Raw genomic sequence first — 18816 nt, forward strand, 5'->3', positions numbered from 1 at the left:
CAAGCGGGATCACGCCCGGAACAGCAGCGACCCGTCGCCATAGGAATAGAACCGATACCCCTCGGCCACCGCATGGGCATAGGCCGCCTTCATCGTCGCCTGGCCGGCGAAGGCGCTAACCAGCATGAACAGGGTCGATTTCGGCAGGTGGAAGTTGGTCATCAGCACATCGACCGCCCGGAACCGATAGCCGGGCGTGATGAAGATGGCCGTGTCGCCATGGAACGGGCGGACCTCTCCATCCTCGGTCGTCGCGCTTTCCAGCAGCCTCAGCGACGTGGTGCCGACGCAGACGATGCGCCCGCCGTTCGCGTGGACGGCGTTCAGGGCGGCGGCGGTGGTGGCTGATACCTCGCCCCATTCTCTGTGCATCCTGTGGTCGGCCAGGTCGTCGGCCTTGACCGGCAGGAAGGTGCCGGCCCCGACGTGCAGCGTCACCGCATGGGTCGACACGCCGCGCGCGCGGATGGCGTCCAGCAGGGCAGGGGTGAAGTGAAGCCCGGCCGTCGGCGCCGCGACCGACCCGTCGTGTTCGGCGAAGACGGTCTGATAGTCGGAACGGTCGCGGTCGTCCTCGGGCCGTTTGGCGGCGATATAGGGGGGCAGGGGCATGACCCCGACATCGCGGATGACATCGTCCAGCGCAGGACCCGACAGGTCGAACTTCAGCGTGACCAGACCGTCCTCGCCCTTGGCCTGGACCGTCGCATCCAGCCGCCCCAGGTCGCAGGCGGCGTCCCCCGCCGCGCCAAATCTTATCTTGTCCCCCGCCTTGATCCGCTTGCCCGGCTTCATGAACGCGGACCAGACGTCGGGCGCGTCGCGGTGATGCAGCGTCGCCTCCACCTCCACCGTCAGCCTCTCGCCCTCAGGGCTGATCCTTTGGCGCACGCCCGACAGCCGTGCCGGAATCACCCGCGTATCGTTGAACACCAGGGCGTCGCCGGGACGCAGGAATTCCGGCAGGTCGCGCACGATCCGATCTTCCAAGGTCTCGCCCCGAACCACCAGCAGCCGGGCGGAATCACGCGGATCGGCCGGCCGCAGGGCGATGCGGTCCTCGGGCAGGTCGAAATCGAAATCGGCGGTCTTCATCGCGCGCTCTATAGGGGCGTCCGGCGGGCCGCGCCATGTCGCGGCGACCTGGGCGCGTATGGTCGATGCATCATGCCTTGTTTCCCCTGCGGATTTTCCGTCCCGCCCGCCATCTTCCGATCAAGCCTCGCCGCCGTGGTAAGCTGACGCACGGTCTTTGACAGCGTGATTTCGGACTAGTCGGACTGATCGGACTGTCTGGACTCTATTTTTCCAAAGTCCGGATTTCGGACTGTTCGGACTGTTCGGACTGTTCGGACTCCGTTTTTCCGGAGTCCGGATGTCAGTCGTAACCCGGCGCAAACGCCCCGGCCCAGGCGCCATAGCGGTTCAGCGACAGGTCCCGGGCCTCGATCTCGGGCGTCTTGCCGCCCATCAGGTCGGCCAGCACCCGGGCCGAGCCGCAGGACATGGTCCAGCCCAGGGTGCCGTGGCCGGTGTTCAGATACAGACCGGGGACACTGGCGGCCCCGATGACCGGCGTGCCGTCCGGCGTCATCGGCCGCAGCCCGGACCAGTAGCTGGCGCCCTTCAGGTCGCCGCCGCCGGGGAACAGGCTGCCGACCGACTGTTCCAGCGTCTCGCGGCGCAGGGCGGGCAGGCTGTTGTTATAGCCCGACAACTCGGCCATGCCGCCGACGCGGATGCGGTCTCCCAGGCGGGTGATCGCCACCTTGTAGCTTTCGTCCATGACGGTGGAGACGGGCGCCCGGTCGGCGTCCACGATCCGGGCCGTGATCGAATAGCCCTTTACCGGATAGACCGGCAGATCGAGCCCCAGGGGCTTGGCCATCATCGGCGAATAGGATCCCAGCGCCAGAATCACGGCGTCGGCGGTCAGGACGCCCTTGCTGGTCACGGCGCCGGTCGCGCGACCGTCCTGGGTCGTGATCGACCGGATTTCCGTTTCGTGGTGGAAGACGACGCCGCGCTGCGCCGCCAGCTTGGCCAAGGCGTTGGTGAACAGGAAGCAATCCCCCGTCTCGTCGTGCGGAAGGCGCAGTCCGCCCACGAAGCCGACGCCGGACGCGGCCAGGCCCGGCTCGGCGGCGATGCAGCCGGCGGGGTCCAGCACCTCGCACGGCACCCCGGCGGCCTTCAGCACGTCCACGTCCTTGTGTACGTCGGCCAGTTGTTTCTCTGTGCGGAACAGTTGCAGCGTGCCCTGCTGGCGGCCGTCATAGGCGATGCCCGTCTCCCGACGCAGCAGGTCCAGTTGATCGCGGCTGTATTCGGCCAGTCGCACCATGCGGCTCTTGTTCAGCGCATACCGGGCGTGGGTGCAGTTCCTCAGCATGGCGACGGTCCAGCGCACCATGGCCATGTCCAGTTGGGGCCGGATGATCAGGGGCGCATGGCGCATCAAGAGCCATTTCATCGCCTTGACCGGGATCGAGGGCGCGGCCCACGGGGCGGAATAGCCGGGCGAGACCTGGCCCGCATTGGCGAAACTGGTCTCCAGCGCCGGACCCTGTTCGCGGTCCACCACCACGACCTCGTGGCCGGCCTGGCTCAGATACCAGGCGGTGGTGACGCCGATGACGCCAGAACCCAGAACCAGAACCCGCATATCGACCTGCAATTTCGCCGTTTGAAGGTTCAGGATAGCCGCGCTTGTCTCGACGATCCTGTCTGTTTGCGCAACAAGCGGCGACTGATAGGCTCCCGACGCAAGAATATGCGACGAAAAGACGGATAATTGCGATGCTGCTCGATCCCGTGGACCACCGCCTGCTGCAACGGCTGCGCGCCGATGGGCGGATCAGCAATGCGGACCTGGCGGCGGCGGTGGGCCTGTCGCCCTCGGCCTGCCTGCGCCGCGTCCGTCGGCTGGAGGAGCGGGGCGTGATCCGCGGCTACGCCGCTATCCTGGCCAACGACGCCGACGACGGCGTGGTCGCCTATGTCGAGATCACGCTGGAGAAACAGACCGACGACCATATGCGTCGGTTCGAGGCGGCGGTCAGGAACCACCCGGAGATTCGCGACTGCTATCTGATGGCGGGCGCGGCGGACTATATCGTCCGGGCCGTGGCGCCCGACATCGCCGCCTATGAGGTGATCCACAAGGATGTGTTGTCGCGCCTGCCGGGCGTGGCGCGCATCCATTCCAGCCTGGCGATCCGCAACGTCCTGGCGGCGCGGGGCTGAACCTTCGCCGTCATGGCGGGTTGTGGCGACATGAAAGCCCTCGAACTCCTGCCTTCCGTCCTGATCGGCGCCGTCGCCAGCGCCCGGTCCATGACCCCGATGGCGGCCCTCGCCATCGCCGAACTGGCGCACAAGCCCTTGCCGGGCCGAGTCTTCCTGCTGAACCGCCCGCTGTTCAAGTTCGGCGCCCTGGCCATGGGTGTGGGCGAACTGCTGGGCGACAAGATGAAGACCGCCCCCGACCGCACGGTCTTCCTGGGCCTGCTGGCGCGGGTCATGAGCGCGGGGATAGCCGGCGCCGCCCTGGCGCCGCGCGGACGGGAAAGGCTGGGCGCCGGTCTGGCGGTCGGGACGGCCGTGCCCCTAGCCTATCTGACGCTGGCCGGCCGCAAGAAGGCCATGGCCCGCATCGGCCAGACCAGGAGCGGCCTGATCGAGGACGCCCTGATCGCCGGCGCCGGCGCTCTGGTCGTCGGCCTGACAGTCTCGCGTGTCGGTCGCCGTTAGGCCCTCGACAGCCGGCCGTCGCCGGCGATAGGTGAAGGGCGTTTTCGAAGGACCCATCGCCATGATCACCCGCATCCAGCCCGGCGCCCGCATGAGCGAGGCCGTCATCCACGGCGACACCATCTATCTGGCGGGCCAGGTCGGCGAACCCGGCGACGATGTCGTGGCCCAGACCAAAACGGCCCTGGCCGAGATCGACGCCCTGTTGGCCGAGGCGGGCAGCGACAAGTCCAAGATCCTGATGGCCCAGATCTGGCTGGCCGACATGGCCGATTTCGATGCGATGAACAGCGTCTGGGACGCCTGGGTCGACACCGCCAATCCGCCGGCCCGCGCCACGGGCGAAAGCCGTCTGGCCTCGCCCGACTATCGGGTCGAGGTCATCGTCATCGCGGCGAAGGGCTGACAAGGGGCGGCAAAGGGCGGCGGAACGGTTGACCGCACGGTTCGCAGACTGCAAACCGCCGCCCATGCTGCAGAACCTCGAAACCCTCGCCCGCGAGGCCAAGTCCTGGCCGTTTGAGCAAGCCCGCAACCTGTTGGCCCATGTGCTCAAGAAACGCCTGGACGAGGGCGACCGCGCCGAGGCCCGCACCCTGATCGAGGCCGGCCGCACGGCCGAGGCCCTGGAGCGCTTCCCGGCCTTGCAGCGGCCGGTGATCCTGGAGACAGGCTATGGTCCCTCGGGCCTGCCGCATATGGGCACCTTCGGCGAGGTGGCGCGCACGACCATGGTGCGCAACGCCTTTCGCGCCCTGACCGGCGACCGCTGGCCCACGCGGCTGATCGCCTTCAGCGACGACATGGACGGCCTGCGCAAGGTGCCGGAAGGCGTGCCGAACCCGGAGATGCTGCGCGAGGACCTGCATCTGCCGTTGACCCGGGTGCGCGATCCCTTCGGCACGCACGACAGCTTCGGCGCCCATAACAACGCCCGCCTGCGCGCCTTTCTCGACGGGTTCGGCTTCGACTACGAGTTCATGTCCTCGACCGAGACCTACAGGTCCGGCCGGTTCGATGCGACCCTGCTGACCCTGCTGGAACGGTTCGACGCGGTCCAGGCCATCATGCTGCCGACCCTGGGCGAGGAGCGACGCGCGACCTATTCGCCCTTCCTGCCCATCAGCCCGATCACCGGCCATGTGCTGCAGGTGCCGACCCTGGCGCGCGACGTCGAGAAGGGCACGATCACCTTCGAGGACCCGGCCGGCGCGCCCGGCAACCGCACCGAGGTTCCCGTGACCGGCGGCCATGTGAAGCTGCAATGGAAGCCGGACTGGGCCATGCGGTGGACCGCCCTGGACATCGACTACGAGATGTCGGGCAAGGACCTGATCGAGAGCGTGCGCGAAAGCTCAAAGGTCTGCCGCGCCCTGGGCGGCACGCCGCCCGAAGGCTTCAACTACGAGCTCTTCCTCGATATCGAGGGCAAGAAGATATCCAAGTCCAAGGGCAACGGCCTGACGATGGACGAGTGGCTGCGCTACGGCACGCCCGAGAGCCTGTCCTGGTATATGTTCCAGTCGCCCAAGTCGGCCAAGAGCCTGCACTTCAACGTCATCCCGCGCGCCATCGACGACTATCTGGCCTTCATCGAAAGCTACAAGACCCAGGAGCCGGCCAAGCGGATCGACAACGCCGTCTGGTCGATCCATGCGGGCGATCCGCCGACCCACACCTCGCCGGTGTCCTTCGCCCTGCTGTTGAACCTGGTCGGCGTCGCCAACGCCTCCACCAAGGATCAACTGTGGGCCTATTTCGCCAAATATCTGCCCGACGCCACGCCGCAGAACGAGCCGCTGCTGGACCGGCTGATGGACCATGCGCTGAACTATTACGAGGACTTCGTGAAGCCCTCGAAGTCCTATCGCCGGCCCGACGACAAGGAGAAGGCGGCGCTGCTGGATTTGGCGGAAAGGCTGAAGGCCCTGCCTGCCGACACCACCGATGGCGAGCTGATCCAGAACGAGGTCTATGCGGTGGGCAAGGATCACGCCTTCGAACCGCTGCGCGCCTGGTTCGCCGCCCTCTATGAGGTGCTGCTGGGCGCCAGCCAGGGGCCGCGCTTCGGCTCCTTCGCCGCCATCTACGGCCTGCCGCAGACGATCGCCCTGATCGAGGCGGGCGCGAGGGGCGACTTGGCCGATTGATCTCCTTGCCGTTCAAACCGCGCGAAGGGCGGTAGTCGCTGCGTTGCGGCTCAAGTCGCGCGAAGGGCGGTAGTCGCTGCGTTGCGGCTCAAGTAGCGCGAAGGGCGGTAGTCGCTGCGTTGCGGCTCAAGTAGCGCGAAGCGCGGTAGCCGCTGCGTTGCGGCTCAAGTAGCGCGAAGCGCGGTAGCCGCTGCGTTGCGGCTCAAGTAGCGCGAAGCGCGGTAGCCGCTACAAAGATGAACGGAAAATAACGGCACGCTCTGGGAGCCTTCAGGTTCGACTGTGCATTGTCCCGCCATCGACAACGCGATGACAGGAGAACAGCCATGTCGAAGAAGATCATGACCACGGGTCTGGCCACCGCCGCCGCCCTCGCCGCCCTTGTCACCGCCGCCCCGATGGCGGCGCAGGCTCAGGCCAACGGCATCACCAACTGCGACGCCCCCGGCGGGCGTCAGACGGCCGGCGCCCTGATCGGTGCGGTCATCGGCGGCGTGGTGGGCTCCAACGTGGCCCGTAACGAACGCACGGCCGGCACGGTGATCGGCGCGGGCGCCGGCGCTGCGGCCGGCTCCTACATCGGCTGCAACCAGCAGCGGACTCGCGCCGCCGCCACCGCTTCGAGCGGCCAGTATCGCGCCACGTCGAACCTGCGCATCCGCTCGGGCCCCGGAACCAACTATCGCGCGGCCGGCGCCCTGTCGGCGGGCCAGCCCTTCACGGCCATCGGCTCGCAGGGCGAGTGGATTCAGATCGCCGGCGGCGGCTGGGTGAACGCCCACTACGTCACGACCAACTAAGATCAAAGGTGGCGGCCGACTGATCGGGCGGGTCCTATCGCCCCGTCCTGTCCCGTTCGACGGTCGGCTGAAGGCTCGCGGTTTCGCCGTTCGAGCCGTCAAGGCCCCGTCCGGTTCGCCGGGCGGGGCTCTTTACTGGCTGACCCACAAGATCCGAGCCATCCATTCGATGTCGCCCCGCGCCACGATGCGGGGCGGATAGTCCGGATTGATCGAGGACAGGGTGACGGCGCGCGCGGTCAGGCTGGAGATTTCCTTCGCCAACACTTCACCGGACGCCAGCCGTGCGACGACCCGGTCGCCGCGACGGACCTGCGCCGCGTCCCGGTCCACGATGACCCGGTCGCCCTCTCGATACAGGGGCGCCATGGAGTCGCCGCTGATCTGCAGGCTGAACAGGCTGTCCTTGGCCTTGGGCAGTTCGGTCTGTTCCCAGCCGTCGCCGGTAGGCAGGCCCGCATTGTCGAAGAAGCCGTCCTGTCCGGCGCGCGCCAGACCCAGCAACGGGATCGACACGGGGGCGTCGGAAGCGTCCCCCGCCAGGTCCGCGAATTCGCCCAGAGACAGATCGGTGGTCGCCAGCACCTGCATCAGGATTTCGGTCGAGGGCCAGCGCGGACGAGGCGGATCGCCGGCGCCGAAGCGTTTGGAGGGGTTGAAACTGGTGGCGTCCAGTCCGGTCCGGCGCGCAAGTCCCGACGGCGTGAGACCCTCGCGGCGGGCCAGGGCGTCCACCGCATCCCAAAGTCTGGCATGCGTCAGGGTCATGCGACGTCCCGAAATCGATTCGGGCCAGTTTAACCCAAAGAATAGGAATTTCTACCTATTCGAAGCCCGCCGCCTTGCGGTTCTGCCAGGCCCAGAAGACGCCTACCGCCAAACAGGCGATGATCAGATATCCGTTCAGATTCATCACGGTGTAGAGCGACGTCCGCGATGTATGCGCATTGGTCAGGATCAGAATGTGGCTCATGACCGTGACCAGCTGGATCGCGGCCGCCCAGACGGGCCACGACCGTTTCGACCGCCACGCCAGGGCCGCGAACACCCCCAGCATGATCAGATCGATCAGGAACACGCCAATGGGGGCGTCATGGATCACGGGACCGTTTTCCTGCATCACCAGAGAGGCGAACCAGGCGAGCAGATAGGCGCCGGCGCCGTTCTTTTCGCTTTTATCGCCCTTGAGAAAAGCGAATACCGCCATGGCCAGCATGAAGACGGCGCCGACGACGGCATAGATCATGTTCATGCAAAATCGCCCCCGACGCTCTGACGTCGAGGGCGACTATGAACGGGTTTTGGTCAGGCCGAAATGGATTCAGCCAAACCTTACGTCGATTTCACCCAACCGAGCGCAGACGTTGCATCGGCCGGGCGTCCTTCGGATCCAGCCAATCGTCGGGCTTGCCGATCGGGCCGGCGGCGTAGGTTCCATAACCCATGCGGCGATGGTCCTTTTGCAACTCGGCGTGGCAGGCCACGATGGAGTCGCGCGCGGCGGCCAGGGCGGCGATGGTCTCCATCGCCTTGGCTTGCGAGGCGGAGCCCGCCACCGGCGAGATAGAGAGGGCGGCGCGGGCGCCGATAAACGATTGGATCAGTGTCGTCGCCTGGGTGATGGCGGCGTCGATGGCGTGTTCCGTCGCATGCAGATCGCCAGCAACGCTGGCGATGACTTCAGTTCGTTCCATAAAGTGACCCCTCAGCCAGTTTTACTACGACTGAATGGTTATCACGATTTAACCATCCTTGGTAGAGCCTTGTTAAGACTGTCTGTCTCGTCTCGGCCGAGCCGCTGTCCGGGTGTCATTACGCTGCGGCTGGGTGGGTCATCCTGGATTGTCCAGCAGGAAGTGGGCGGTCAGGGAAGCGATGGGGGCGTCGCGCGCCTCCTGCCAGGCGTCGGCCTGAACGTGCGCGATCCGACGCCCGGCGCGACTGATGTGGGCGCGGGCGAAAACGTCGGTCGGCCGACCCGAGCGCAGATAGGCGACGGTGACGTTGATCGGCCGGGGCAGACGGGCTGACGGATAGCTGAGGGCCACCTGCGCCATGGCCGTCATCTCCAGGAGGGCGGCGGTCGATCCGCCGTGCAGGGCGGGCAGCATGGGATTGCCGATCAGCCGCTCGGCGAAGGGCATGATCACCGTGGCCTCGTCGCCGCTGACGACCAGACGAAGGTTCAGAAAGCGGGCGTAAGGCATGCGGTCCAGAATATCGCTCATGCCGCAGCCTCCGCCCGGACGACGCGGTCGCGCGGCTTGTTCAGCACATAGGCCGCCTGGGAGGCCGCGACAGGGTCGGCCGCCGTCTCCTCGAACGCCCAGGCGCGAACGAAGGCGATGGTCGGCGTCATCCGGTAGCAACGGGCCTGGGCGAAGAGATCCTGACGCGGCCGCGCCGCCCGCATGTAGTCCACGCGCAGATCCAGGGTGGCGATCGGCTGAAACTGGTCCAACACCGTCCAGACCGCCAGCCCGCCGATGTGGTCCAGCAGGGTCGTGACCAGCCCGCCGGCCAGGACGCCTGTGTCAGGGTCGCCCACCAGATCCTCGCGCCAGGGCACACGGATGCGGGGTTCGTCATCGTGCAGACCCTCGAAGGAGAAGCCCAGCGCACCGGTATGGGCGGCGCCGGCCGCCAGTTGCGGCAGGATGGTCGAGACGAAGTCGTCGGGCATGGGCGATCCTTGGCGGCGCAGGACGGAATTCCGAGGGAATCCTGTATGGCTGCGGCGCCCGGCGGCGTCGAGAGCGTTAGAAGCCCATGATCCGGCCCGAAGACCTGCTGCATCCCACGCCCGGCGGCCTCTATTGCCCGCCTGGCGACTTTTATGTCGATCCTGTCCGGCCGGTGGATCGCGCGGTCATCACCCACGGCCATTCCGACCATGCGCGTGCGGGCCATGGGGCGGTCCTGGCGACGCGCCAGACGCTGGCGATCATGGCCGAACGCTATGGCGAAGATTTCGCCCGCCGGACACAGGCGGTCGATTATGGTCAGACGACCGCGATCAACGGCGTGGCCCTTCGCCTGGCGCCGGCGGGGCACGTCCTGGGCTCGGCCCAGATCGAGGTGCGATGGAAGGGGCTGACCATGGTGGTGTCAGGCGACTATAAGCGTCGCCGCGATCCGACCTGTCCGCCCTTCGAGCCCATGCCCTGCCACGTCTTCATTTCAGAGGCGACGTTCGGCCTGCCGGTCTTTCGTCATCCGCCGGCCGAGGAGGAGGTCGGGCGGTTGATCCGATCGCTGAAACAGTTTCCCCAGCGCGCGCACCTCGTGGGGGCCTACTCCCTGGGAAAGGCGCAGCGGATCATCCGCCTGTTGCGAGAGGCGGGCTGGGAGCGGCCCATCTACACCCATGGCGCCATGGAGCGGTTGAACGCCCTCTATCAACGCGAAGGCGTCGATCTGGGCCCGCTGGCGCCCACGCGCGACCTGCCCAAGGGCGCTCTGGGCGGCGAGGTCGCCATCGCCCCGCCGTCGGCCATTCAGGATCGATGGGCGCGGCGTTTCGCGGACCCCGTGACGGCCTTCGCCTCAGGCTGGATGGGCGTCAGGGCGCGGGCTCGCCAGCGAGGCGTCGAACTGCCCTTGGTGGTGTCGGATCACGCGGACTGGGCCGAACTGACGGCGACTTTCGAAGAACTGAGACCCGAAGAAATCTGGATTACCCATGGTCGCGAGGAGGGCTTGTTGCGCTGGGCCGAGATCAACGGTCAGAAGGCGCGCGCCTTGCGCCTTGTCGGTTATGACGAAGAAGACGAGGAGCGGCTGGATGTCCGTCCCGACTGATCGTTTCAGCCGTGCGCCTGGCGCGGATCGGCGTCGTTTCTTGCAGCGGCTTCGGCCTCCGCTTGGGCGAGGGCGGCGTTCATCGCCATGCGAAGGCGTTCCGGCTTGATCGGTTTTTCGACGACGGCGGCCATTCCGATCGACAGATAGTGTTTGGCGTCGTCTGGATCTGCGTTCGCGGTCAGGGCGACGATGGGAATGCGGCTCACGGCGCCGTCCAGGGCGCGAATGGCCTGGGTCGCCTGAACGCCGTCCATGCGCGGCATCTTGATATCCATAAGGATCAGATCGTAACGGCTCTCCTGAACGGCGGCCAAGGCCCTCCAGTCCGTCTTCAGCCAGTTCCGAGCTGCAACCGAACATCTCGCACAGGGCCTGAGCCACCACGCGGTTGGTCGCATTGTCGTCGACGATCAGGATGTGCGGCGCCGACTTCAGGTTCAGTTCCGACAGGTCGGACACATTCGACGGGGCCTGCGCCTCGACGATGGCGCGGCGAGCGTTCAGGTCGAAGGCGAAGGTGGCACCTCGGCCCTTGTTGTTCTCGGCCCAGATACGGCCGTTCATCCGATCCACGATCTGGCGGCAGATCGACAGGCCCAAGCCCGCGCCGTCGGGGCCGGACCCGTGGACGAAGGGTTCGAACAGGGCCTCGATCCGGTCCTCGTCGACGCCGGGGCCGTCGTCGCGGACGCGGGCCTCCATTCGCACCTGATCGCCTTCGACCCAGGCCTTCAGACTGGTTTCCACTACGCCGTTGCGGGCGAATTTCAGGGCGTTGCCGATCAGATTGCTGAACACCTGCTTCAGGCGAACGCCGTCGATCATCGCGGCCAGTTCGGTGTCGCCTTCGTATCCCACCAAAAGGGTGACGCCGTCCTGAGAGGCGCGCGGCGCCCACAGGGCCTGGATTTCGTCCATCAGGGTGCGCAGCGGCGTGGGGACGGGCGATAGTTCCAGTTCTCCGGCCTCGGCCTTGGACAGGTCGACCGCGTCCTGGAGGATGCGCAACAGGGACTCCGACGAGTCCATGATGGTCTGGACGTGGGCCTGGGCGGCGGCGTTCAGCGGTTGGCGACGCAGCAGTTCGGCGACGGCCAGCACCCCGTTCATCGGCGTGCGCAGCTCATGGCTCATGATGGCCAGGAACTGGCTCTTGGCGCGCGCGGCGGCCATGGCCTGGGCGCGGGTGTCGTTCAGGATGACGGCCTGGTCGGCGAGCAGGGCGTTCTGCTCGCGCTGAAGATCGTGAACGACCTGGAGCAGGGTGGCGGCCGTGCCGACGCCCTGATAAAGGCCGTTCTTGGTGACAATAAAGCCCCGCAGCAAAGCTGCAGGGCCGCCTCGGAGCATGATGTCGCAAAGAGCGTCCAGCCGGACGTGGCCCTCGACCACCGCTGGCTCGTCATCCATGGCGAAGGTGACGGGACGACCATCGTAGAGGGCGTGGCCGAAGCGTCCTGCGATCTTCTCAAGGAAGGCGGTGCGTTCGATCAGACCCAGCGGTCGGTCGTTCTCGATGACAGGGATGACCAGGGTGTCCGGCTCTTGGCGGAAACGTGCGAGCACTTCCTGACCCAGCGTCGCCGGGCCGACCGGGACGACCCGCTCGCAAAGACTCTCAACTGTCGGCATGCCGCCTGGAACTCCCTACAAATCCCAACCTGCACGACAGCGCTTGAGGAAACGTTAAGTGTCCCTCGAACGTCTTGCGGGCGCTGGATTTTTGCACCCCGGCGTCGGGTGGTGTATGAGCCCCGTCCGGCCGACATCGGCCTTCATCCCTTTGTGCATGCGCGCGGCCGACCGGCCGACCGCAGGTTTGTCATGAGCGTCATCCTGGAAAAGACCCCCACATCGGCCCTGGTTCTCTTCTCCGGCGGACAGGACAGCGCGACCTGCCTGGCCTGGGCGCTAGAGCGGTTCGAACGGGTCGAAACGGTCGGCTTCGACTATGGCCAGCGCCACGCGGTGGAGATGCAGGCGCGCCAAACCGTGCGCGACGGCATGGCGAAGGCCCTCCCGAACTATGCCGAGCGACTGGGCGACGATCATGTGGTGGACCTGACCGGCTATGGCCGGATCGCCGAAAGCGCCCTGACCGCCGATCGCAAGATCGAGATGGACGCGCGCGGCCTGCCCACGACCTTCGTGCCGGGCCGCAATCTGATCTTTCTGGTCGCGGCGGCGGCTCTGGCCGATCGGCGGGGCCTGGAGGTCCTGGTCGGCGGCATGTGCGAGACCGACTTCTCCGGCTATCCCGATTGTCGGCATGAAACGATGGAAGCGATGGCGCGGGCGCTGTCCCTGGGCTTGGACAAGCCGGTGGCGATCGAGACGCCGTTGATGTGGCTGACCAAGGCCCAGACCTGGGATCTGGCCGACCGGATCGGCGGCGAGGCCCTGGTCGAACTGATCGTCGAGGACAGCCATACCTGTTATCAGGGCGACCGCACGCATCGGCATGCCTGGGGCTACGGCTGCGGCGAATGTCCGGCTTGCGAGCTGCGCGCGGCGGGCCATGCGGAATGGGCCGTGTCCCAGAGCGCCAGGACGTGACCTATTCGGCCAAGGAAGTCTTTCTGACGGTGCAGGGCGAGGGCGGGCAGGCGGGTCGTCCGGCGGTCTTCCTGCGGTTCGCCGGCTGCAATCTGTGGAGCGGGCGCGAGCAGGACCGCGCGAACGCCGTCTGCACCTTCTGCGATACGGATTTCGTCGGCGTGGACGGAGACGGCGGGGGCAAGTTCGCCACGGCGGAGCTGTTGGCCGATCATGTCGCGGCGATGTGGCGGGGGCGGGAAGGCGATCCGAAACTAGTGGTCTGCACCGGGGGCGAGCCTCTGCTTCAACTGGACCCGCCGTTGATCGGGGCCCTGCATGCGCGCGGCTTCGAGATCGCCATAGAATCCAACGGCGTACTCGCCGCGCCGGACGGGATCGACTGGATCTGCGTCAGCCCCAAGGCCGATGCGCCGGTCGTCCAGACGCAGGGCCAGGAGCTGAAGCTGGTCTATCCGCAGGCCAAGGCCCTGCCCGAGCGGTTCGAGCTCCTGGATTTCGAGCGGTTCTGGCTTCAGCCCATGGACGGCCCCGACCAGGCGGCCAACACCGCCGCCGCCATCGAATACTGCCTGACCCACCCCCAATGGCGCCTGAGCGTCCAGACCCACAAATATATCGGCGTCCGCTAATGCCCGTCTTCGAGATCACCAAACAGGCCACCTTCGACGCCGCTCACCACTTTCCGAACGAGCCGGAGGGCAGCATCTATCGCCGAGTCCACGGCCATTCCTTCACGGTCGAGGCGACGGTGCGGTCCGAGGTGCTGGACGCCGAACACGGCTGGGTCGCGGACCTGGGCGCACTGGATCGGGCTCTGAAGGCGGCGGCGGAACAACTGGACCACGGCATGCTGAACGAACATCCGGGACTTGAACTGCCCAGCCTGGAGAACCTGTGCCTGTGGTTCGCCAGGATGCTGAAGCCCGACTGGCCGGGGCTGTGCCGCATTCAGGTGGCGCGCCCGACCATCAACGAGCGTTGCGTACTGAGCCTGTGATCTTGGCGATCCGTCGCCATCGTCTCGCCCTCCCGCGTGGAGGCGACCCTGATCGGCCCCTTCGTCCGCAGGGCGGGGATCTGCGGGCCGAACAATTCGACGGTGCAGGTCAGGCCCGGAATCAGAACGATGGGCGTCATCTCAGCAGTTCTTGCCCTGGCGCTGGCGCTGTTCGCAGCGGCGTTGCTCACGCTCATAGTCGCGCCGCTCGCGCTCGCGGCGCAGCTTGGTCTCTTCGTCCGAGGTCGTGACGGCGTCGATACCCGCCCCGACGACGGCGCCCGTGGCCTTGGCTGCACCGCCCACGACCGCCGCCGTGCCGCCGACAACGGCGCCGACCAGACAACCTTGCAGCATCAGACAGCCGCCCAGGACGACGACGATTTGAGAGACGGCGAAAAGACGATTTCGACGACGCATCCGGACTCCTCCGAAGACAGCGGATACCGGCCCGCGATCCGAGGTTAGACCGAACCGCGTCGCGCCGTCAGCCCCCGCGTTGCGGCAGCAGGCGACGACGTTGGCGCGCCACGGCCAGCGGCGTTCCGTCCGCGCCCCAGGCGGTGGCTTCGTCCACCGTCCAGCCCAGGCCCAGATCCAGCATGGCGAACTCGAAAAAGGCCCACCCGTCCGGCGCCGTTTCGGGCGTCAGATCGGCCAGGATGTCGATGCGAAAATCGACCGTGGTCATGGCGACGGGCGCGGGGTCGAGCGTCCAGGCAGGCGGATAGAGGGCGTCCAGCAGGTAGCACAGCGTCGTTTCGTCCAGCGCTCGACCATCCCGCATCCGCATCCAGGTGCGTTCGACCGCCGGCTTGCCGGCATTGCCGCCCAGGATATGGGGGCCGCCGTCGAAACGGTATTCGACGTGGCGCGCGAAATGCGGGGCCATGGGGCCGTCGATGGTCGCGGCGGCGTCCAGGCTGTCCAGCGACGGGGGCGGGCGATGCAGCGGCGACAGCGGCGGGGTCTGACTGTCGCGCCCATAGGTGCCTGTGGCGTGATGGGTCGGCCGCCCGTCCTGATCGGCCTCGACCGAGGCGTAGAGGACATTGCGGCCGCCGCGCAGCAGGCGCGGACGAAACGCCAGGGGCGCGTCGAAGACGGCGGCCGACAGATACTGCACCGACAGGGTTCTTAACGGCGTCTCCAGCCCCAGCCCACGCCGCATCGACAGAGCGCACAGCGCCGCCAGCAGGCCGCCGAACGGAAAGCCCTTTTCCGAGGGCAGGGCGGCGGGGCCGTTCGAGAAACACCCCGGAACCACGGTCGTCAGCGCGCCGTCCTCGGGCGCAGCGAAAGCCAGAACGTCGTCCAAGGAAACCAGTGGTGTCATGGCGCGATCCTGCGTCAGGCGGCAAGAGGACGGAAGGCCCGATTCGGGGAATCGGACCTTCCGCCAGTCAAAGGAACAAGGACGACGCGCCGGGGAGTGCGGTTTGTCCGTTGCCAAACAAGACTGACCTACTGCGTTCCGATTGGCAACCCTCTTGCCAACAGGCTGACGCGGGGTCACTTTCCATTCATGGGACGCACCGCCGACTACAGCCGCCAAAGCTGCTCCATCGCCGCCACGCTGGAGGTGATCGGCGATCCGTGGACGCTTCTGGTCATCCGCGACGCCTTCAACGGCGTAACGCGCTTCGAACAGTGGCAGGACAATCTAGGCGTGGCCCGCAACGTCCTGGCCGCCCGTCTGAAAAGCCTTGTCCAGCACGGGGTGCTGGAGCCGCGACCCTATTCCGAACGGCCGCCGCGCAACGAATATGTGCTGACGGCCAAGGGCAAGGACCTGTACGGGGTTTTGGTGACGCTGCACGGCTGGGGCGCCAAACACGTCTATGGCGACACCGACAGCGGTATCGACATGATCCACAAGACCTGCGGCCACACCCTGACGCCCCGCATCGCCTGCGGCTGCTGCGGCGAGATCGTCAAGCCGCGCGACATCCTACTGGTCCGCTCCGAGAACCGGCCGACAGTCGGGGACGTGATGCCGAAGGAAGCGGCGTAGCTTGGTGCTCAAGCGTCTTGACTGATCTGCTCGTCAAATCGCTGATCGGAACAGCCGTCATCGTGGCGGGCGTTTCTGGAGGGTGGGTTTACAAGCGGGAGGACGACTGCAGACGCCTGCTGGCTTCACTCAATCCTCAAGGCGACGTCCAAGTGCGCAGGACCAGTGCTGGCGTCTGTTATTCCTGCCGCTCGGACGGGCCATCGTTTGACGTGATGTATCGCGTCTGTGCGACCGGTGATCGCGTCCCATCTAGCGCCGCGAGTGGGTCGAAGCTTTGATTGATGCTGCCGCTTTCTGGCAGCAGGTCTGCTAGGGTCGGGGCGTGTCCCGATCCGAACGTCTTTTCGATCTGTTGAACGTGCTGCGGCGGCATCGTCGGCCTGTCAGCGGCAAGGTGCTGGCCCAGGAGATGGGCATTAGCCTGCGCACCCTCTATCGCGACATCGCCAGCCTGCAGGCGCAGGGCGCGACCATCGAAGGCGAGCCGGGCGTCGGCTATGTGTTGCAACCGGGGTTCCTGTTGCCGCCCCTGATGTTTTCGCCCGAAGAAATCGAGGCTCTGGTCCTGGGGTCGCGCTGGGTGGTGGAGCGGACGGACGGACGGCTGCGGGACGCGGCGCTGAGCGCCCTGGCGCGGATCGGAGCGGTTCTGCCGCCCGATCTGCGCGACGAGATGGACAGTTCGGCCCTGTTCGTGGCGCCGGGCGCGCCCGCGCCGCTGGACACCGTCGATCCGGCGCTGCTGCGAAAAGCGATCCGCACCCAGACGCGGCTGACCCTGTTTTACAGCGACGAGGCGGGCGCGGCGTCGCAGCGGGTGGTCTGGCCCTTCGCCCTGGCCTTCTTCGACCGGGTCCGGCTGTTGCTGGCCTGGTGCGAACTGCGCCAGGATTTCCGCAGCTTCCGCACCGACCGCATCTCGGCCGTCGAACTGGGCCAGGGCCGGTATCCGCGCCGGCGACAGGCGCTGATGAAGGCTTGGCGGGAACGGGAGGCCAAGGCGCGCGGCGCTGAATGCTGCTGACGGAAGTTGGCAGCATCGCGGTCTAGCCTTGTTCCTGTCGCACAGGACAGGAGGGCGCGATGGATCAGAGCCGGGACATTCTGTTGGAGGTGGCGGACCCGGAGGCCAGCGCGCGCTTCTACGGTCGGCTGCTGCAGGGGCGGCCGGTGCAGGTCGGGCCGGATCGGGCGCTGTTGCTTCTGGCGTCGGGTCGCCGGCTGAGCCTGTGGCGGCGGTCCGCCGAGGCCAGGGAGGCCGGTCGGGCGGTGGGGTTTGCGGTGGATCGCGCCTCCGACGTCGATGACCTTCATGTGGACTGGTGGGACCGGGGCGCGCGCATTCTGTCGCCGCCGTGCGACCTGCCGCAGGGACGGGGCTTTGTGGCCAGCGACCCGGACGGGCACCGGCTGTGCGTCTTCGCGGCGGCCTGAAATCCTAGGTCTGAAATTCTAGACGGCGGTGGTCTCGGCGATGAAGCCGCCGCCCAGGACGCGGTCGGGATCGGCGGGGTCGTACAGGACGCAAGCCTGGCCGGGCGCCACGCCTTCTTCGCCTTGATCGAACACGACCGAGACGGCGTCATCGACGATCGCCAGACGGGCGGGCGAGGGCTGGCGGGTCGAACGGACACGCGCCAGGACAGGCGCACCGTCGTGGGCCGCCTCTTCCAGCGTGGCCTGCTCGCCCAGCCAGTTGGTTTCCTCCAACGTCAGGCGCGCGGTCAGCAGGGCCTCGCGGGGGCCGACGACGACGCGGCGGGTTTCGGGCTCCAGCTTGACGACGAACAGGGGCTCGCCCACGGCGACGTTCAGGCCCCGGCGCTGGCCGATGGTGTAGTCGGTGACGCCGGCGTGGGCGCCCAGCACCCTGCCGTCCATATGCACGATCTCGCCGGCCTCGCGTCCCTGGGGGCGCAGGCGGTCGATCAGGGTGCGATAGTCGCCGGACGGCACGAAACAGATGTCCTGACTGTCCGGCTTGGCCGCGATGCGCAGGCCCAGTTCGGCCGCGACGCCGCGCACCTGGGGCTTTTCCAGATCGGCCAAGGGGAAGCGCAGATAGTCCAACTGGTCCTGGGTGGTGGCGAACAGGAAGTAGGACTGGTCGCGCGAATGATCGACTGCCTTGCGCATCTGCGAGCGGTTGCCGTGGATGGCGCGGCGGACGTAATGGCCCGTCGCCATGGCCTCCGCGCCCAGATCGCGGGCCACGTCCAAGAGATCGCGGAACTTGACCGTCTGATTGCAGCGGATGCAGGGAACCGGCGTCTGCCCCTTCAGATAACTGTCGGCGAATTGGTCGATCACTGCATCCTTGAACCGGCTCTCGTAGTCCAGGACGTAGTGGGGGATGCCGATGGTCTCGGCCGCCAGGCGCGCGTCGTGAATGTCCTGGCCCGCGCAGCAGGCGCCTTTCTTCTTCAGGGCCGCGCCGTGGTCGTAGAGCTGCAGCGTCACGCCGACGACGTCATAGCCGGCCTTGTGCAGCAGGGCCGCCACCACGGTGGAGTCCACCCCGCCGGACATGGCTGCGACGACTCGCGCGCCCACCGGCAGGCCGACGGCCGCCCGCGCGCTTTCGACCGCCGCATCCATGTCGGTGCGGCGAATGTCGGGGATGGGGCAGATGTCTTCGACCAAGGTCATCGCCGCCATTTAGGCCCGAACCGGCGCGATTTCGAGGCCCGCAACAAAAAGGGCCGCATCCGTCGCCGGATGCGGCCCTGATCGGGT

Annotated in this window: 23 protein-coding genes and 1 pseudogene; 12 read left to right on the plus strand and 12 right to left on the minus strand. The window is 67.0% G+C overall.

Translation table 11 applies throughout. The features are described 5' to 3' along the window. Positions 1–9: 9 nt before the first annotated feature. Entirely contained in the window at positions 10–1095 is a 1086-nt protein-coding gene (queA, locus tag QE389_RS00930) for a tRNA preQ1(34) S-adenosylmethionine ribosyltransferase-isomerase QueA (protein ID WP_307363776.1), read from the minus strand. A gap of 283 nt (positions 1096–1378) precedes the next feature. Then, entirely contained in the window at positions 1379–2773 is a 1395-nt protein-coding gene (locus QE389_RS00935; protein ID WP_373458328.1) for a D-amino acid dehydrogenase, read from the minus strand. Positions 2774–2799: 26 nt separating this feature from the next. Between QE389_RS00935 and QE389_RS00940 the strand changes: the two genes are divergently transcribed. The 5 genes from QE389_RS00940 (at position 2800) to QE389_RS00960 (ending at position 6703) form a co-directional block, all read left to right on the plus strand. Beyond that, entirely contained in the window at positions 2800–3246 is a 447-nt protein-coding gene (locus QE389_RS00940; RefSeq protein ID WP_307363780.1) for an Lrp/AsnC family transcriptional regulator, read from the plus strand. Positions 3247–3276: 30 nt separating this feature from the next. Further along, the gene (locus QE389_RS00945) at positions 3277–3753 is read left to right on the plus strand and encodes a hypothetical protein (protein WP_307363782.1); all 477 of its coding nucleotides are present in this window, start codon (positions 3277–3279) and stop codon (positions 3751–3753) included. 61 nt (positions 3754–3814) lie between these two features. Then, positions 3815–4159, plus strand: a complete 345-nt coding sequence (locus QE389_RS00950; protein ID WP_307363783.1) for a RidA family protein — start codon at positions 3815–3817, stop codon at positions 4157–4159. A gap of 64 nt (positions 4160–4223) precedes the next feature. After that, positions 4224–5903 carry a lysine--tRNA ligase gene (locus tag QE389_RS00955; RefSeq protein ID WP_307363785.1) on the plus strand — a complete coding sequence of 560 codons (1680 nt, stop codon included), beginning with the start codon at positions 4224–4226 and terminating at the stop codon, positions 5901–5903. A gap of 326 nt (positions 5904–6229) precedes the next feature. Then, positions 6230–6703, plus strand: coding sequence for an SH3 domain-containing protein (locus QE389_RS00960; protein ID WP_307363787.1), 474 nt, complete (start codon positions 6230–6232; stop codon positions 6701–6703). Positions 6704–6835: 132 nt separating this feature from the next. Here the strand turns inward: QE389_RS00960 and QE389_RS00965 are convergent, their stop codons facing one another. The 5 genes from QE389_RS00965 to QE389_RS00985 all read right to left on the minus strand — a co-directional run bounded on the left by QE389_RS00965 (position 6836) and on the right by QE389_RS00985 (position 9386). After that, positions 6836–7471, minus strand: coding sequence for a helix-turn-helix transcriptional regulator (locus QE389_RS00965; RefSeq protein WP_307363788.1), 636 nt, complete (start codon positions 7469–7471; stop codon positions 6836–6838). A 55-nt stretch (positions 7472–7526) separates the two neighbouring features. Next, a complete protein-coding gene (locus tag QE389_RS00970; RefSeq protein WP_307363789.1) occupies positions 7527–7955 on the minus strand; it encodes a hypothetical protein in 429 nt (142 codons plus the stop codon). A 91-nt stretch (positions 7956–8046) separates the two neighbouring features. Continuing rightward, on the minus strand, positions 8047–8397 hold the full coding sequence (locus QE389_RS00975) for a hypothetical protein (protein WP_307363790.1): 351 nt from the start codon (positions 8395–8397) through the stop codon (positions 8047–8049). A 138-nt stretch (positions 8398–8535) separates the two neighbouring features. Next, on the minus strand, positions 8536–8931 hold the full coding sequence (locus tag QE389_RS00980; protein ID WP_307363791.1) for a PaaI family thioesterase: 396 nt from the start codon (positions 8929–8931) through the stop codon (positions 8536–8538). Beyond that, positions 8928–9386 carry a PaaI family thioesterase gene (locus tag QE389_RS00985; RefSeq protein ID WP_307363793.1) on the minus strand — a complete coding sequence of 153 codons (459 nt, stop codon included), beginning with the start codon at positions 9384–9386 and terminating at the stop codon, positions 8928–8930. Before QE389_RS00985 ends, QE389_RS00980 begins: the two co-directional genes overlap by 4 nt. Before the next feature lie 86 nt (positions 9387–9472). On the opposite strand from QE389_RS00985, the gene QE389_RS00990 reads away from it, so the two are divergent. Next, positions 9473–10504 (plus strand): ligase-associated DNA damage response exonuclease, encoded by a 1032-nt coding sequence (locus tag QE389_RS00990; RefSeq protein ID WP_307363795.1) that lies wholly within the window; start codon positions 9473–9475, stop codon positions 10502–10504. Between the two features lie 5 nt (positions 10505–10509). Here the strand turns inward: QE389_RS00990 and QE389_RS00995 are convergent, their stop codons facing one another. Together QE389_RS00995 and QE389_RS01000 are read right to left on the minus strand one after the other, a co-directional pair. Then, positions 10510–10905 carry a response regulator gene (locus QE389_RS00995; protein WP_307368846.1) on the minus strand — a complete coding sequence of 132 codons (396 nt, stop codon included), beginning with the start codon at positions 10903–10905 and terminating at the stop codon, positions 10510–10512. A 157-nt stretch (positions 10906–11062) separates the two neighbouring features. After that, positions 11063–12139, minus strand: a pseudogene (locus QE389_RS01000) (sensor histidine kinase); the annotation flags it as partial. Positions 12140–12331: 192 nt separating this feature from the next. Between QE389_RS01000 and queC the strand changes: the two are divergent. Genes queC through QE389_RS01015 form a run of 3 tightly spaced genes read left to right on the plus strand, consistent with a single transcriptional unit; the run spans position 12332 to position 14063 of the window. Then, positions 12332–13063: a 7-cyano-7-deazaguanine synthase QueC gene (gene queC, locus QE389_RS01005; RefSeq protein WP_307363797.1), complete on the plus strand. Its 732-nt coding sequence runs from the start codon at positions 12332–12334 to the stop codon at positions 13061–13063. Next, positions 13060–13695: a 7-carboxy-7-deazaguanine synthase gene (gene queE / locus QE389_RS01010; RefSeq protein ID WP_307368847.1), complete on the plus strand. Its 636-nt coding sequence runs from the start codon at positions 13060–13062 to the stop codon at positions 13693–13695. Before queC ends, queE begins: the two co-directional genes overlap by 4 nt. Beyond that, positions 13695–14063, plus strand: coding sequence for a 6-carboxytetrahydropterin synthase (locus QE389_RS01015; protein ID WP_307363799.1), 369 nt, complete (start codon positions 13695–13697; stop codon positions 14061–14063). The genes queE and QE389_RS01015 overlap by 1 nt, the downstream gene beginning before the upstream one ends. A gap of 141 nt (positions 14064–14204) precedes the next feature. Here the strand turns inward: QE389_RS01015 and QE389_RS01020 are convergent, their stop codons facing one another. Continuing rightward, entirely contained in the window at positions 14205–14483 is a 279-nt protein-coding gene (locus tag QE389_RS01020; RefSeq protein ID WP_307363801.1) for a hypothetical protein, read from the minus strand. Positions 14484–14550: 67 nt separating this feature from the next. Continuing rightward, on the minus strand, positions 14551–15399 hold the full coding sequence (locus tag QE389_RS01025; protein ID WP_307363803.1) for a thioesterase family protein: 849 nt from the start codon (positions 15397–15399) through the stop codon (positions 14551–14553). A 189-nt stretch (positions 15400–15588) separates the two neighbouring features. Here QE389_RS01025 and QE389_RS01030 point away from each other — a divergent pair, with 189 nt between their 5' ends. From QE389_RS01030 to QE389_RS01040, 3 genes are all read left to right on the plus strand, one after another. Beyond that, the gene (locus QE389_RS01030) at positions 15589–16077 is read left to right on the plus strand and encodes a helix-turn-helix domain-containing protein (RefSeq protein ID WP_307363805.1); all 489 of its coding nucleotides are present in this window, start codon (positions 15589–15591) and stop codon (positions 16075–16077) included. A gap of 325 nt (positions 16078–16402) precedes the next feature. After that, entirely contained in the window at positions 16403–17104 is a 702-nt protein-coding gene (locus QE389_RS01035) for a YafY family protein (protein ID WP_307363806.1), read from the plus strand. Positions 17105–17163: 59 nt separating this feature from the next. After that, on the plus strand, positions 17164–17514 hold the full coding sequence (locus QE389_RS01040) for a VOC family protein (protein WP_307363808.1): 351 nt from the start codon (positions 17164–17166) through the stop codon (positions 17512–17514). A gap of 18 nt (positions 17515–17532) precedes the next feature. Here QE389_RS01040 and mnmA read toward each other — a convergent pair whose 3' ends face one another. Then, positions 17533–18729: a tRNA 2-thiouridine(34) synthase MnmA gene (gene mnmA, locus QE389_RS01045; RefSeq protein WP_307363810.1), complete on the minus strand. Its 1197-nt coding sequence runs from the start codon at positions 18727–18729 to the stop codon at positions 17533–17535. Positions 18730–18816: the final 87 nt, after the last annotated feature.

Origin of the sequence: Brevundimonas sp. SORGH_AS_0993, assembly GCF_030818545.1 — a bacterium.
Classification (GTDB): Bacteria; Pseudomonadota; Alphaproteobacteria; order Caulobacterales; family Caulobacteraceae; genus Brevundimonas.